Origin of the sequence: Dyella sp. (assembly GCF_051962475.1) — a bacterium.
Lineage (GTDB): Bacteria > Pseudomonadota > Gammaproteobacteria > Xanthomonadales > Rhodanobacteraceae > Dyella_A.
In genome coordinates, this window is the sequence record NZ_JBQCCF010000047.1 from 95,065 (window position 1) to 108,783 (window position 13,719).

A 13,719-nucleotide genomic window follows, 5' to 3' on the forward strand; every position below is an offset into this window, starting at 1 on the left:
GCGCGTAGTCTAATGGGCCGATGAAACACATCGTGATCGCCACCGTCGGCTCGCTCGGCGACCTGTTTCCGTTTCTGGCGGTGGGCCAGGTGTTGCGACGACGCGGGCACCGCGTGACCGTGGCCACGCACGCGGCGCATCACGACATGGTGGTGCAGGCCGGCTTGGCCTTCCACGACGCCAGCGGCATGCCCGAGCCGGACGACCGTGAAGCATTCACCGCGCGCGCATTCCATCCGTGGCACGGTCCGGCCTTCGTGGTGCGCGATTTCGCGGCGGCCGACGTTCGGGCCAGCTATCAGCGGTTGCTGCCGTTGTGCACGACGGCGGATCTGCTGGTCACCAGCACGCTCGCCTTTGCCGGCCAGATCCTGGGCGAGACGTTCGAGGCCGCCGGCCGGTTGCAGTGGCGCTCGGCACTGCTGGCGCCGGCAAGCTTCTTGTCGGTGCACGACATGCCGGCGACCGGGCTGGCCGCGGTCGACGTTCCGGTGCGCGCTTCACTGCTCGCCGCCCGCACGCTGCAATGGCTGGCCCGTCGCGTCACGCACGGCTGGACCGAACCGGTGCGCCAGTTCCGCCGTGAACTGGGGCTGGCGCCGGAGTCACCGCGGGGCGATCCGTTCCATCGCGGGCAACATGCTCCCGGCGGCGTGCTCGCGCTCTACTCCGAGCTGCTCGGCGCGCCGCAGCCGGACTGGCCGCCGAACGTGCACGTGTGCGGCTTCGCCCGCTACGCCCAGCCCGAACACCCGGACCCGGCGCTGCAGGCGTTTCTCGATGCCGGCTCGCCACCGCTGGTGTTCTCGCTGGGCTCCACCGCGGTGCACGCGGGCGGAGCGTTTCTGCGCGAGAGCCTGCGCGCGGCGCTGTCGCTCGGGCAGCGCGCGGTGCTGTTCACCGGCTCGCCGGCGATGCGTGCGCGCCTGCCGCCGACCTTGCCCGAGACGATCCATTGCGTGGACTACGCGCCCCACGCGGCGCTGTTTCCCCGCGCGGCGGTGGTGGTGCATCACGGCGGCATCGGTACCAGCGCCGAAGCGCTGCGCGCCGGCGTGCCGGTGCTGGTGGTACCGCACGGCTTCGACCAACCGGACAACGCCGCGCGGCTGGAGCGCCTCGGCGTAGCCGAAACCCTGCCCGTGTCGCGTTACCGCGCCGAGCCGGCGGCGGTGCGCCTGCGGCGCCTGCTGCAGCCGTCGTATGCGGCACGGGCCGCTGCCTGCGCCGAGCGAATGCGCTGCGACGACGGCGCCGCGCGCGCGGCCGATGTCATCGAAGCGGCTTGGCTCGCGCCGGCGCGCATGCGCTAGAGCTGCGAGGCAGTCTGCGCGGCGAGCCAGTCCATCAGCCGCTGTCGCCACGGCCGCTGCTGCCACTGCGCATAGCCCAGCGGCCTGGCGTGGCGCAGGTCAGCGTCGATCACGGCGGTCATGTGGGCGGCGAAGTCCGCGTCGTAGATGTTGATGTTGGCCTCGTCGTTGAGCTGGAACGAGCGGTTGTCGAAGTTGGCCGAGCCGGCCATCGTGAGGTAGTGGTCCACCACCATCAGCTTGTTGTGCAGCAGCGACGGTTGCCAGCGATAGATCTGCGCCCCGGCAGCCAGCATCGGCCCCCACTGCGCCTGTGAAGCGTTCGCCACCACGTCGCTGTCCACGTACGGGCCGGGCACCAGCAGGCGGATGCGCACGCCGCGTTTCAGCGCGCGGCGCAGCGCGTCGAGAGTGAGCTCGTCGGGCACGAAGTAGGCCGCCTCCAGGTCGATACTCTCTCGCGCGCCGTTGATGGCCATCAGGTACATCAGCTGCATGTTGCGGCTGCCGCCTTCGGGCGAACTGGCGAACGCCTGCACCGGCAGGTCGCCGGCCGCGCGCACCGGCGGGTAGTAATCCTCGCCCAGCAGGGCTTCGCCGGTGGTGGTGAGCCAGTTGTCCTCGAAGATCGCCTGCATCTGCTGGGCGGCCGGCCCTTCGACGCGAAACTGCATGTCGCGCCAGTGGGTGGGGTTGTCGCCGTGGCCGTCCCACGCGTCGGCAATGCCGACGCCACCGTTGAATGCAATGCGCCCGTCCACGATCAGCAGCTTGCGGTGGGTGCGGTTGTTGATGCGGTCCAGGCTGTACCACTTGAGCGGGTGGAAGTACTCGAAGCGCACGCCGCCGTCGCGCAACGCCTCCACCGCGGAGGACTCCATGCGGGTGGAGCCGGCCCAGTCGGCCAGCACGCGCACCTTCACCCCGGCGCGGGCGCGTTCGGTCAGCGCGGCGATGAACTCCTTGGAGATATTCCCCGACCAGTAGATGTAGGTTTCCAGGTTCACGCTGCGCTGGGCCTGGCGGATCGCCGCCAGCATCGCCGGGAAGATCTCCGCGCCGTTCTGGTAGTCGCTGACCGTATTGCCGCCGATGATCGGCGGGCCGAGCAGGGTCCCCACCTCGCGCCGAAACGCCTCGCTGTGCACCGCGCTGACCGGCGCCAGTCGGTACTGCAGCGCCTGCTCCTTCGGCCACAGATTGAGCGCGAGCAGGCCGGCCAGCGCCGCGCCCAGCGCGCCGGCGACTATCCAGATCACGCGTCGCTTCCAGCGGCGTGCGTCGGCCACGTGCCTTCTCCCCGTTCAGTTCGCTGTGGGACTGTCCGGCGCGCGGGTCAGGTGTCGCCGAACCGCGCCGGAGCGTCGCAGCGTGCAGGTGACGGCAGCGTGGGCGTGGGCTGGCCCGGCCGGCTCAGTCGGCCGGCACGCAGCGGCCCTGCGCCCAGGCACGCAGCGCATCGACCTGCTCGCGCATCAGCACCGACAGCGGGCGCGTCTGCGCCAGTGCGGCGAGCAGGTGCGTCTGGTCCGGCGGCGCGCCGGCGCCCACCGCGTCGTACAACGCACTGACGATGGCCTGCTCGATCTCGGCGCCGGAAAAGCCTTCGCTGGCCGCAGCCAGGGCGGGCAGGTCGAAGTTCGTCGGCGGCAATTTCCGGCGCTCCAGGTGCAGCTGGAAGATCTGCGCGCGCACCGGCGCGGTGGGCAGGTCGACGAAGAAGATCTCGTCGAAGCGGCCCTTGCGCAGCAGTTCGGCGGGCAGCTCGTGCACCGCGTTGGCGGTGGCCACCACGAACACCTTGGCCTTGCGTTCGGCCATCCAGGTGAGCAGGTAACCGAGCACGCGGCGCGACACGCCGCCGTCCTCGCCACCGCCGCTGGCCAGGCCCTTCTCGATCTCGTCGATCCACAGCACGCAGGGGCTCAGCAGCTCGGTGCTGGCCAGCGCCTCGCGCAGGTTCTTTTCCGTTTCGCCCTGGTACTTGTTGTACAGCGTGCCGAAATCCAGCCGCACCAGCGGCACGCCGAAGCCACCGGCGATCGCCTTGGCCGCCAGGCTCTTGCCGCAACCCTGTACGCCCAGCAGCAGCACGCCCTTGGGCGGGTCGAGCATCGGCGCGGCCTCGGGCGAGAGGAACACCGCGCGCCGCCGGTGCACCCACTCGCGCACGCGCTGCACGCCGGCGATGTCGGCAAAGCTGGCAGTGGCGTACTCGAAATGCAGCAGGCCGGAGCGGTTGAGCAGCTCGAACTTCGACTGCATCAGTTCCGGCAGATCGTGCTGGCCGAGCGCACCGTCGTTGTAGATCAGCTTGCGCACGATGCGCCGCGCGTCCGGCGCCGACAGCCCCACCAGGTTGCGCACGATGGTGCGCGCCGCCTCGCCGTCCACCTCCACCCGGCGGCCCTGTTCGCGCTGCCAGGCCACCGCCTCGCCGCGCATGATCCCGGCCAGTTCCTTGATGTCGGGCAGTGCCAGCGGCACGCGCAGGGCCAGCGCTTCGAGCTCTTCCGGCAGCTCCACTTTCGCCCCCACCAGCACCACGGTGTGCGGGGCCGAGCGCTGCCGCTGCACGATCTCGCGCAGCATGCGCAGGCTCATCGCGTAGCGCACGAAGGGGTGGAAGTCGAACAGGATGAAGATGCCCGCCTCCGCCGCGCTGCGGATCATTTCCAGCGTGGCGGTGGCATCGGGCGCCACCGGGTCGTCGTGCTGTGCGAAGTCGAGCCGGCTCAGGCCGCCGGTCAGCGTCCAGCGCCACAGCGGGCGCAGCGATTGCGCGATGACGTGGCGAAAGCAGTCGATCACGCGCTGTTCGTCCACGGTCTCGATCACCAGCAGCGGCGTGGCCGCCCGCACCAGCGTGGTGAGGTCCTGCAATTCGCTCATGGGGTCCCCTCGGATGAGGGCGTAACGGTATCAGAGCGCGACGCGCGGCCGAATGCGCCCATGGGCTGCACGCTGCGGCGCGGGCGCGCTATGTTGGGCGCCTATCCCCCTGCCGAGGAGCCTCACGATGCGTCTGCTCGCCGCCCTCCTGATGTGCCTGGCGCTGCCCGTGGTGGCCGCGCCGCAACTGGACCAGCTCACCCTGCCCAAGGGTTTTCACATCGCCGTCTATTCCGACCAGGTGCCGAACGCCCGCGAACTGGCGGTCGGCGCTAAGGGTACGTTGTTCGTCGGATCCAACGACGCCGGCAAGGTCTACGCGCTCACCGACGCCAACGGCGACGGCGTGGCCGAGCGGGTGCGGGTGATCGCCAGCGGCCTGCAACTGCCGGTGGGTGTGGCGTTCAAGGACGGCGATCTGTACGTGTCGGCAGTGAGCAAGATCCTGGTGCTGCGCGACATCGAGAACCACCTCGACGACCCGCCGGCGCCGGTGGTGGTCAACGGCTCGTTTCCCACCGAGACGCACCACGGCTGGAAGTTCATCGCGTTCGGCCCGGACGGCAAGCTCTACGTACCCATTGGCGCGCCGTGCAACGTCTGCGACCGCGGCAAGGCCTACGCCAAGATCACCCGCATGAACGCCGACGGCAGCGGCCTGGAAGATGTCGCCTACGGCATCCGCAACTCGGTCGGCTTCGACTGGCAGCCGGGCACCGACCGCCTGTGGTTCACCTCCAACGGCCGCGACCTGATGGGCGACGACCTGCCCAGCGACACGCTGAACGAAGTCACCCGCACCGGCCAGCACTTCGGCTTTCCGTACTGCCACCAGGGCGACACGCTCGATCCGGAGTTCGGCAAGGGTAAGCGCTGCAGCGACTACCGCACGCCCGCGCTCAAGCTCGGCCCGCACGTGGCGTCGCTGGGCATGCGCTTCTACACCGGCAAGCAGTTTCCCGCCGCGTACCGGGGCGCAGCGATCATCGCCGAGCATGGCTCGTGGAACCGCACGAAGAAGTCTGGCTACCGGGTGATGACAGTGCGGCTGAAGGGCAGCCAAGTGGTGTCGTACGAGCCGCTGGTCACCGGCTTCATGCGCGATGAGAAGGCCTGGGGCCGGCCCGCCGACGTGCAAATGCTGCCTGACGGCAGCCTGCTGATCAGCGATGACCTGGCCGGGGCGGTCTATCGGGTCACCTACCGCGCGCCCTAATCGCGGCCTCATGCGGCGGCGGATCGCCGCCGTCGCGCACGCCGGGGCGGCTCTTCACGTCGGCAAGGCGCACCGTGTGGGTGAATGAATGGGCGCCGGTCTCCCCCCGGCCGGTTCCACCGTTCCCCCACGAGGATGCCGCCATGCTGCATTACGCTCTGGTTTTCCTGGTTATTGCCATCATTGCCGCCGTGTTCGGTTTTGGCGGCATTGCCGGCACCGCGGCGGGTATCGCGAAGGTCCTGTTCGTGGTCTTCCTGGTGCTCGCGGTCATCGCGTTCTTCCGTCGCGCCGCCAAGTAGCTTCCCCGCCGGCCGCGTACGGCCGGTTTGTGTCCCGCCCCATTGATCCTGTGGAGTATCGAGATGACCAAGTCTGTCGAGATCGCCAGCAATTCGCCCGTCGACCGCACCGCCGCCGATCGCATCGAAGAGGGCGCCGAGCGCGTCAAACAGGCCACCTCGCACGCTGTGGCCGGCACCAAGGAAGCGGTCGATCGCGCCGCCGATCGCGTCGAGGAAGGGCTCCACCACGCCACCGACAAGGCCGCCGGGGCCGCCACTCGGGCCACCGAGAAGGCCGCCGAATACAGCGAGCGCGGGCGCGAGGCCTACGACCAGGCGGTCGATCGCGCCGAGGACTGGATGGACCAGGCGCGCGACTACGTGCGCGAGAAGCCGCTGCAGTCCGTCGCCATCGCGCTGGGTGCCGGCTGGCTGCTCGGTCGGCTGCTGCGCCGTTGAGGCCTATCTGGCTGAACGGGGGCACGCCGCATGGATGAGACGCCGCGCGCGCAGCCGGCAGAGGACGCGGCGGCTGCGGGCGCCGCGTCATCGCGTCTGCTGGACGAACTGCGCCAGCTCGGCCGCGCGCTGAAGCATCTTTTCGGCGCCCAGTGGCGCCTGTTCCGCGCCGAGCTGTCGCTGGCGCGTGGCGCAGTGACCATGCTGTTCGCCGCCGCGCTCGCGGCCACCGTGGTGGGCGTGGGCTTCGGCCTCACCGTGCTGGCGCTGATCGGCGTGGCGCTAGCCAAGTGGTTCGGTTCCTGGCTGTGGTCGCTGGCGGTGCTGGCGCTGTTGCAGGGAGTGCTGCTGGCGGTGGCGATCGGCCTGTTCCGCCGTGGCCTGCATTGGCTCAGTCTGCCGGCGACGCGCGGCGAGTTCGGTGCGATGATGCGCGATGTCGCCGACAGCGCCCGCCGCATCGACGACCCGGCCTCCGCCGAGGCGGCCGACCCGAACCGGAACGCTTCGCCATGAAGATTACCCGCCAGCTTGCCCAGGTTCGCCTCGCCCAAGCCGAGGTCCGCGCCGCGCGCGCCGGCGTGGGCGTTCCGGCCGCAGCGCTGGTGGGCCGGGTGCGTCGCTACCCGCTGACCAGCGTGGGGGTTGCCGCCGGCGCAGGATTGGCAATGGCGCAGATGGACTTCCATCCACTGCGCGTGCCGGGCGTGAGCGGGCTGCTCGGCGGCGGCATGCTCGAGCTCGTCGGCTACGGGGTGCGCCTGGCCTCGGACAGCGGGCTGTTCGCCGGGCTGACGGGCGAACCACCGCCGGAGCCTGCGGACGCCCCATGAGCACGCTCGACCCGCTGCCTGCTCCGGCGGCGGACGCCGACGAGGCGCCCGCGCCCGCCGCGTCATCCCCTTCGATCGCGCCGCCTTCGTCAGTGCTGACGGTCGAGCCGACACCGCGCCGCCGTGGCCTGCGTACCGCGCGCGGCGTGCGTCGCCACATCAAGGCGATCCGCCTGGTGCTCAGCGCGCTGCTGCTGCTGGCGGTGCTGTACACCATCACCCTGATCAAAGTGATGCTGATTCCGCTGGTGCTGGCGGCATTTCTGGGCGTTGCGCTCAACCCGATCGTGGCGCTGGGCACGCGCCTGCGCCTGCCGCGGTGGTTCAGCGCCAGCGTGCTGATGCTGGCGCTGATGGGTGGCATCGGCGCAGGCACTGCCGCACTGGCGCAGCCGGCGCTGGGCTGGTTCCACGACGCGCCCACGGCGCTACGCAACTTCGTACCCAAGCTCAAGGGCATCACCCAGCCGCTGGAGGCAGCCAGCCGTGCCACCCAGAGCCTGGTCGGCGGCCAGGCCGCGGTGCGGGTGCAGCCGCCGCGTCAGGCGGCGGTGGCGATTACCGCGTGGGACGTGCTCGCCGCCGCGCCGAAGGTGCTGGCCGCGGTGCTCACGGTGGTGCTGCTGGTGTTCTTCTTCCTGATCTACGGTGACGACCTGCTGCGCCGGCTGGTGGAGATCGTGCCGAACTTCCGCCACAAGAAGCACGCCGTGGCGATCGTGCGCAGCATCCAGACCGAGGTGTCGCACTACATCCTCACCACCGCGCTGATCAACATAACGCTGGGCACCATCACGGCCGGCATGCTGTGGCTGCTGCACGTGCCCGATCCGCTGCTGTGGGGCAGCATCGCGATGATCGCCAACTTCATTCCTTACGTGGGTGCGATCACCACCACCACCATTTTGCTGCTGGTCGGCCTGATGAATTTCCGCGAGCTAGGCCAGGCCGTGCTGCCGGCGGTGCTGTTCGCCTGCATCACCGTGGTGGAAGGCAACATGATCACGCCGATGATCCTGGGCCGGCGTATGCGCGTGAGCCCGGTGGCGATCCTGATCTGGCTGCTGCTGTGGGGTTTCCTGTGGGGCATTCCCGGCGCGTTGCTGGCGGTGCCCATGCTCACCAGCGCCAAGCTGATCGCCGAGCGCGTGCGTGGCTGGGGCTGGTTCGCCCTGATGGTGCAGCGCTAGCCGGGCATGGGCCGGCGCACCGGGGTGGCATCGAGCAGGATGTACTGCCGCTCCACGCCGCTCACCCGCTTTCCGTTCGGCAACTCGACCAGCACGCTGCGCTCGCTCATCAGCTCGTCGCTGAGCACGAGGCCATCGCGGAACGTCGTCACGCCATACCAGCGCGTGCGCCCGGGCTGATAGGTCAGCGCCTGGGTCTTGCCATCACGGGTGAGCGCGAGCGTCCCCGGTTGGCCGAACCAGCCGCCGCGGCCGACGCCTTCCCGTTGCAACGTGACGGTGCGGCTGAGCGGGTCGTAGGCGGTCACGGTGACAATCTGTCGTCCGCTCGGGCCCAGTTCCCAGGGGTCGGCGATATCCACCGTCCAGCGTTGGCCGACACGCAGCGCGCCTGGAGGCGTGCCCCACAGGCGCGGGTTGTAGGTCAGCCCGCTGGCGTCGGTGTTCGGCGTGCAGGCGCCGTTGAAGCAACTGGTGGCGCCGGCGTCGTGGAACTCCACCATGCCGCTACCTGGCGGCCGGCCGTCGTAGCGGTAGTCGATGCGCAGGCGCGGCCGCGCGGACGACACATCGATGACAGCGTATGTCGCCGTACCGCTGACCCGTCGCACGGCCTCATCGAAGCCTGGTACGCGCACGTCAGTGGCTCGCGAGAACATCGTGCCGAAGGTGGTGTTGCGGGTGAATGTCGGGGTCAGCGCGCTCGCCGCGCTGGCGGAGGCTGCTGCCGGCAGTGTCAGCGCGAGCAGGGACAGGATGTTCTTGAGATGCATGGCGGGGATTCCAGAAACGGGAAGGGATCAGCGTTCGATTCCGTGTGCGCGCAGCACGTCGGCGATGTCGAAGCGCCAGAGGTTGCGCGAGCCGTTCAGCGGGCTGTGCAGCCGGCGCTGCAGCGAGGCCATGTCGTCGCCCGGCTTGGGGAAGCTCACCGGGTCGCGCCGGTTGCTGGCGACGTACAGCTCGCCGAAGTGCGGGCCGAGCGAGGGCGCGTTCTCCAGCGCGCTGCTGTTGACGTCGCCCGGCAGGCGCTCGGGCTTGCCCCAGCGACCGTCGCGCTGGCGGAACGCGATGTAGAGATCGGCCCGGCCCAGCGAATCGCCTTCGTCGCCGGCATAGATGAGGAAGCGGCCACGCGGATCGATCGCCGGATCCATCCGGTTGCGCGCAGGCTCGCCAAGCTCCTGGCGCTCGGGCGCCGAATAGCCGTCCTTGCGTGGATGCACCACGTAGATCTGATAGGCCACGCCGGAATCCGCGCGATGCGCGGAGAAATAGATGTCGCCGTTGGCCGCGACCGAGGGGTTGTAGATCATCGCGCCGTCGTTCAGCGCGCCGTCCACGTGCACCGGTTCGCCCCAGCGGCCATCGGCCTGGCGGGCCACGCACCAGAGGTTGGTACCGGCGAAACTGTGGCCGCCCATCGATGCGGTCACCGGTGCGCCGCCCGCGTGCGGTGGGCGGTTGGAGACGAAGTACAGCCGCTGCCCGTCCGGCGACAAGGTCGGCTCGGAGTCGTGCCAGCGGCCGGAGAACGGCGCGACTTCCGGCGCGCTCCAGTGCCCGCCGCGTCGATGCGAAACCACGATGGTGTCGTCCGACTCGCTGAAGTCCGAGCGCATGAAGTACAGCGTGTCGCCGTCCGGCGTCAGCGCGACCGAGGTCTCCTGCAGACCGGTGGAGATCGTACCGGGGCCGACCAGTTCGCCGGTGTGCGATTCGGCGGCGTGGACGGCGGCGGTCAGCAGCAGGGAGGCGGCAAGGGCGGCAAGGCGCGAAGAGGTGGGGGACATGGTGGCTCGCGATCGACAGGCGGGATCGCCCGACACGCAGCCTGCAGTGCGCCCGCCGTCATCGCATCGCTTGCGGGATGGGCGGTGGCTGCCGTGTGACGAACGGTCGTCGCCGTCGCGCGGGCGTCAGCCCAGCCCCAGCGCCGCGGCCGCCGCAGCGCGGAAGCGCCGGCTCAGCCCGAGCCGCGTACCGTCGCGCAGCACCACCTCGGCATTGCCCTGGAACAGCGGATGCACCTCGGCGACGCGCTCCACGTTCACCGCCACGCCGCGGTGGATGCGCAGGAAGCGCGCCGGGTCGAGCCGGCCCAGCAGGTGCTGCAATGGCTCGCGATGCAGGTAACGCGTGCCGCCTGCGTGGATGTGCACGTAGTTGCCGTCCGCGCCGATCCAGTCGATGTCGGCCGTGGCGATCACGCACAGGTGCTCGCCGCGCCGCACGCTGATGCGCTGCGCGTGCTCCGTGCCGTTCTCAGCCGCTGACGTCACGCCCGAGCGCAGACCCTGCCAGTGATGTCGCACCCGCGCCAGCGCCTGGTCGAAGCGCGCCTGGTCGAACGGCTTGAGCAGGTAATCCAGTGCCTCGGCATCGAACGCCTGCAGCGCGTGCTCGGCGAACGCGGTGGTGAACACCACCATCGGTGCGTGCCGGTCCGCCAGGTGTTCCAGCAGGCCGAAGCCATCCAGGCCGGGCATCTGGATGTCCAGGAACAGCAGGTCCGGCCGCAGCGCCTGCACCGCCTGCATCGCTTCGGCCGCGTTGCCGCATTCGCCGACGATCTCCACGTCGTCGTGCACAGCCAGCGCCTGGCGCACGGCAAGCCGGGCGAGGATCTCGTCGTCCACCAGCAGCGCGCGCAGACGCACGGCGCTCATGCGGCCCCCGTCACGAACGGCAGGCGCACTTCGGCGCAGGTACCGCCGCCCAGACGGGGCCGCAGCTCGAGCCGGGCGGCGTCGCCGAACAGCATGCGCAGGCGCGCCCGCGTGTTGCCCAGGCCGATGCCCTCGCGGGCACCATCGGGCGGCAGGCCGAGGCCGTCGTCGTCCACCGACAGATACAGCTCGTCGCCCACGCGCTGCGCGGCGATGCACAGGCGGCCATAGTCGGCCTTGGCCAGCAGGCCATGGCGCAGCGCGTTCTCCACCAGCGGCTGCAGGATCAGGTGCGGCACCGCCGCGTCCTGGGTGTCCGCGTGCACCTCCCACTGCACGCCCAGGCGGTCCTGAAAGCGCACCTGCTGGATTGCCAGGTAACACTCCAGGAACTGCAGCTCGCGCGTCAGCGGCACCTGCTGCGCGTGACGCTCTTCCAGCGTCAGGCGCAGGAAATCGGCCAGCCGCGCGATCATCAGCCGTGCCTGCGCCGGATCGGACAGCGCCAGCGCCGAGATCGCGTTGAGCGTGTTGAACAGGAAGTGCGGCTGCAGCTGCATGCGCAGCGCCTGCAGCTGCGACTGCACCAGCTGTGTTTCCAGCGCCGCGCTGCGCAGGCGCTCGTCGCGCAGACGGCGGCGCGATTCCATGCCGCGCAGCACCGCCAGGATCACCCAGTAGCACACCAGCCCCTGCTGGAACTTGTAGGCGAATTGCATCGTGACGAAACCACCGAGCGTCTGCGTCGGCATGTGGCCGGGCCCGAACGCGAGCCAGAACGCCGCCAGCTGTAGCAGCGTCTGCCCTAGCGTGATGGCGAGGCTGGCCGGCACGTGCACGGTCAGCAGGCGCTTCCAGTCGCCCGTTGCCGTGGCGCGACCGAGCCGGCCGATCAGCGGCGTGAGCAGCATCCACAGGTAGAAGTCCGTGGCGTTCCAGCCGAACGCGCGCGGCCACGCCGGAGGACGCCCTTCGCTGAGCGAGGACAGCCCGCCGGCCAGCCCGTAGGACAGCGTCAGCAGCGTCCAGAACGCGAACGCCGTCGCCCAGCTGCGGGCGGTGCTGGGCAGCGCGAACTCGCTGCGCGGGACGGAGGTGTCAGTGGCGGCTTTCATGGCGACAGTGTGCCGTCGTCCGCGGCGGGAGGAATGTGCCGGACGCTCAATGCGCGCGCGCGCTCCGCGCATGGGCGTCGAGCCAGGGCGCCAGCGACACCTGCCAGATATGGTCGTCGCCGTTGTTCCACACTGCATCCGCGTGCGGGTCGGGCTCGGCCAGCCGGCGGTCGCTGTAGAAGCTCAGCGTGCGACGGTCCGGCCCCAGCTGCGCGCCCATGCTGTGCTTGCCGCCGTTGACCGTATCGCCGAGATCCTGCGGCAGGCTCCAGCCCGCCTCGGAGTGAAAGCTGATCGCCAGCCGGTACGGTTGCTGGCTGCCGACCGGTTTCATGCTGACCACCAGAAAGCTCCGATCCGGCGCGATGGCGGGATCGCGGATGACGAATCGGTCGCCGCCGATCGCCACGCGGATCGGCGCGAGGTAATGGCCGTCGCGGACCCAGGCATGCAGCAGGCGCAGCGTGCCGTCGGTCGGATCGCAGCCGATGTAGTAGACGCTGCCGTCGCCGGCGACGCTCGGCGCAAACGTGGTCGAGCAGGCGTTCACCGTGCCCGGCAGGCGCACCGGCGTGCCCCAGCCGTCGCCGTAGCGATCCACCCGCCACAGGTTCATGCCGGCGCCGGCATGGCGCTGCTTGCCGAGCACGGCATCGATCGGCGGCTGCCCCGGCATCTCCGGTCGATTGGAGACGAACAGCAGGTATGAGCCGTCCGGCGCCATCGCCGGATCCAGATCGCGCCAGCGGCCGGAGAACGCCGCCGGCACCGGCGTGGACCAGCGCCCGTGCACGCGATGCGATTCCATCAAGCTGAAACTGTCGGTGCCGCGCATGAACACCACGGTGTCGCCGTCTGGCGTGAATGCCGCGGCGCCGTCGTCGGCATCGCCGGCGATCGCGCCGGGAGCGAACACGGTGGGTGCACAGCCGGTCACAGCGGGCGCGTCCGCGGTTGTCAGCACTCCGCCCGACAGGGCGGCACTCAGCAACAGGGCGTACAGGGCGGCGTGGTGCATCGGGCACTCCTCGGCCGGCGCGGCAGGGTGGAAGTGCAGCCACGCTGGCAGCGTGTCGCCGCGCTGTCGCCGACGCCGTGACGACCGGCGCAGGGAAGGGGACGAACGGTGTCCGCCGCGAGGCCGGTGGGAAAGCTGCGGCACCCGGCCGCTCGTCACGCGCCGGTGCACGTCGGTCACGCCGCGGGTCGTGCTCGTCCGCTTCGCGTGGCACGTCCGTGCAAGCGGCTGCAGCCTGCCGTGGCGGCGATCGGCCGCGGAACGGGAGCAGGACATGCGGAACAGGCAGCAGATGATCTGGAGTGCGGCGTGCTTCGTCGCGCTGTCGGCGATCGGCCATGGCGCGCTGGCGACCTCGTCGGGCGTGGACGAGACGGCGCACGACGCGGCGGCCGTGATCGCCACCGACGAGCACTGGCTACAGGCGGAAGTGGGCGGCGACACCGCCTATCTCGCCCAGCTGTTGCTGCCGGACTACCGCTCGGTGAGCGCGGACGGCTCGGTCCATTCGCGTGCGGCGATCCTGGCGAGCGCGGCGAAGAATCGCGGTTCGGACACCATGCGACGCGAGGTCGAGGTCTGGCGCAAGGCGCATCCCTCGCGCCCGTCCGTGGTGATTCAGGGCGGCACCGCGGTGCTCTCGTTCGACGCCGGCGATGCCGCCACGCCGGGGCCGGAGGTAGTGCGTTCCTCGGACATCTTCGTCTACGTCGACGGCCATTGGCGTGCG

General features: G+C 70.3%; 15 protein-coding genes. 8 read left to right on the forward strand and 7 right to left on the reverse strand.

Translation table 11 applies throughout. The annotated features are described in order from the left end of the window. The first annotated feature begins 20 nt into the window (after nt 1-20). Nucleotides 21-1,313 carry a glycosyltransferase gene (locus tag ACTHJF_RS10750; RefSeq protein WP_440267100.1) on the forward strand — a complete coding sequence of 431 codons (1,293 nt, stop codon included), beginning with the start codon at nt 21-23 and terminating at the stop codon, nt 1,311-1,313. Here ACTHJF_RS10750 and ACTHJF_RS10755 read toward each other — a convergent pair. Both ACTHJF_RS10755 and ACTHJF_RS10760 read right to left on the reverse strand, forming a co-directional pair. Next, entirely contained in the window at nt 1,310-2,572 is a 1,263-nt protein-coding gene (locus tag ACTHJF_RS10755) for a phospholipase D-like domain-containing protein (protein WP_440267114.1), read from the reverse strand. The two genes, ACTHJF_RS10750 and ACTHJF_RS10755, sit on opposite strands and share 4 nt — an antisense overlap. A 154-nt stretch (nt 2,573-2,726) precedes the next feature. Then, nucleotides 2,727-4,205, reverse strand: a complete 1,479-nt coding sequence (locus ACTHJF_RS10760; RefSeq protein WP_440267101.1) for an AAA family ATPase — start codon at nt 4,203-4,205, stop codon at nt 2,727-2,729. Nucleotides 4,206-4,332: 127 nt separating this feature from the next. On the opposite strand from ACTHJF_RS10760, the gene ACTHJF_RS10765 reads away from it, so the two are divergent. The 6 genes from ACTHJF_RS10765 (at nt 4,333) to ACTHJF_RS10790 (ending at nt 8,187) form a co-directional block, all read left to right on the forward strand. Continuing rightward, on the forward strand, nt 4,333-5,421 hold the full coding sequence (locus ACTHJF_RS10765) for a PQQ-dependent sugar dehydrogenase (protein WP_440267102.1): 1,089 nt from the start codon (nt 4,333-4,335) through the stop codon (nt 5,419-5,421). 143 nt (nt 5,422-5,564) lie between these two features. Then, entirely contained in the window at nt 5,565-5,723 is a 159-nt protein-coding gene (locus tag ACTHJF_RS10770) for a DUF1328 domain-containing protein (protein ID WP_431635112.1), read from the forward strand. 63 nt (nt 5,724-5,786) lie between these two features. Continuing rightward, nucleotides 5,787-6,164 carry a DUF883 family protein gene (locus ACTHJF_RS10775; RefSeq protein WP_431635113.1) on the forward strand — a complete coding sequence of 126 codons (378 nt, stop codon included), beginning with the start codon at nt 5,787-5,789 and terminating at the stop codon, nt 6,162-6,164. Nucleotides 6,165-6,194: 30 nt separating this feature from the next. Continuing rightward, nucleotides 6,195-6,680, forward strand: a complete 486-nt coding sequence (locus ACTHJF_RS10780) for an ABC transporter ATP-binding protein (protein ID WP_440260096.1) — start codon at nt 6,195-6,197, stop codon at nt 6,678-6,680. Beyond that, on the forward strand, nt 6,677-6,997 hold the full coding sequence (locus ACTHJF_RS10785; RefSeq protein WP_440264447.1) for a hypothetical protein: 321 nt from the start codon (nt 6,677-6,679) through the stop codon (nt 6,995-6,997). The genes ACTHJF_RS10780 and ACTHJF_RS10785 overlap by 4 nt, the downstream gene beginning before the upstream one ends. Next, nucleotides 6,994-8,187 carry an AI-2E family transporter gene (locus ACTHJF_RS10790; RefSeq protein WP_440260098.1) on the forward strand — a complete coding sequence of 398 codons (1,194 nt, stop codon included), beginning with the start codon at nt 6,994-6,996 and terminating at the stop codon, nt 8,185-8,187. Before ACTHJF_RS10785 ends, ACTHJF_RS10790 begins: the two co-directional genes overlap by 4 nt. On the opposite strand, the gene ACTHJF_RS10795 is transcribed toward ACTHJF_RS10790, so the two are convergent. From ACTHJF_RS10795 to ACTHJF_RS10815, 5 genes are all read right to left on the reverse strand, one after another. Continuing rightward, a complete protein-coding gene (locus ACTHJF_RS10795) occupies nt 8,184-8,960 on the reverse strand; it encodes a hypothetical protein (protein WP_440267103.1) in 777 nt (258 codons plus the stop codon). The two genes, ACTHJF_RS10790 and ACTHJF_RS10795, sit on opposite strands and share 4 nt — an antisense overlap. 27 nt (nt 8,961-8,987) lie before the next feature. Further along, nucleotides 8,988-9,980: a hypothetical protein gene (locus ACTHJF_RS10800; protein WP_440267104.1), complete on the reverse strand. Its 993-nt coding sequence runs from the start codon at nt 9,978-9,980 to the stop codon at nt 8,988-8,990. A 126-nt stretch (nt 9,981-10,106) separates the two neighbouring features. Beyond that, on the reverse strand, nt 10,107-10,856 hold the full coding sequence (locus tag ACTHJF_RS10805; RefSeq protein ID WP_440267105.1) for a LytR/AlgR family response regulator transcription factor: 750 nt from the start codon (nt 10,854-10,856) through the stop codon (nt 10,107-10,109). Further along, complete coding sequence (locus tag ACTHJF_RS10810) at nt 10,853-11,971, reverse strand: sensor histidine kinase (RefSeq protein ID WP_440267106.1); 1,119 nt, start codon at nt 11,969-11,971, stop codon at nt 10,853-10,855. The genes ACTHJF_RS10805 and ACTHJF_RS10810 overlap by 4 nt, the downstream gene beginning before the upstream one ends. A 46-nt stretch (nt 11,972-12,017) precedes the next feature. Beyond that, the gene (locus ACTHJF_RS10815; RefSeq protein WP_440267107.1) at nt 12,018-12,989 is read right to left on the reverse strand and encodes a hypothetical protein; all 972 of its coding nucleotides are present in this window, start codon (nt 12,987-12,989) and stop codon (nt 12,018-12,020) included. A 274-nt stretch (nt 12,990-13,263) separates the two neighbouring features. Between ACTHJF_RS10815 and ACTHJF_RS10820 the strand changes: the two genes are divergently transcribed. Then, nucleotides 13,264-13,719: nuclear transport factor 2 family protein (locus ACTHJF_RS10820; protein ID WP_440267108.1), on the forward strand; the 456-nt coding region annotated here is incomplete at its 3' end.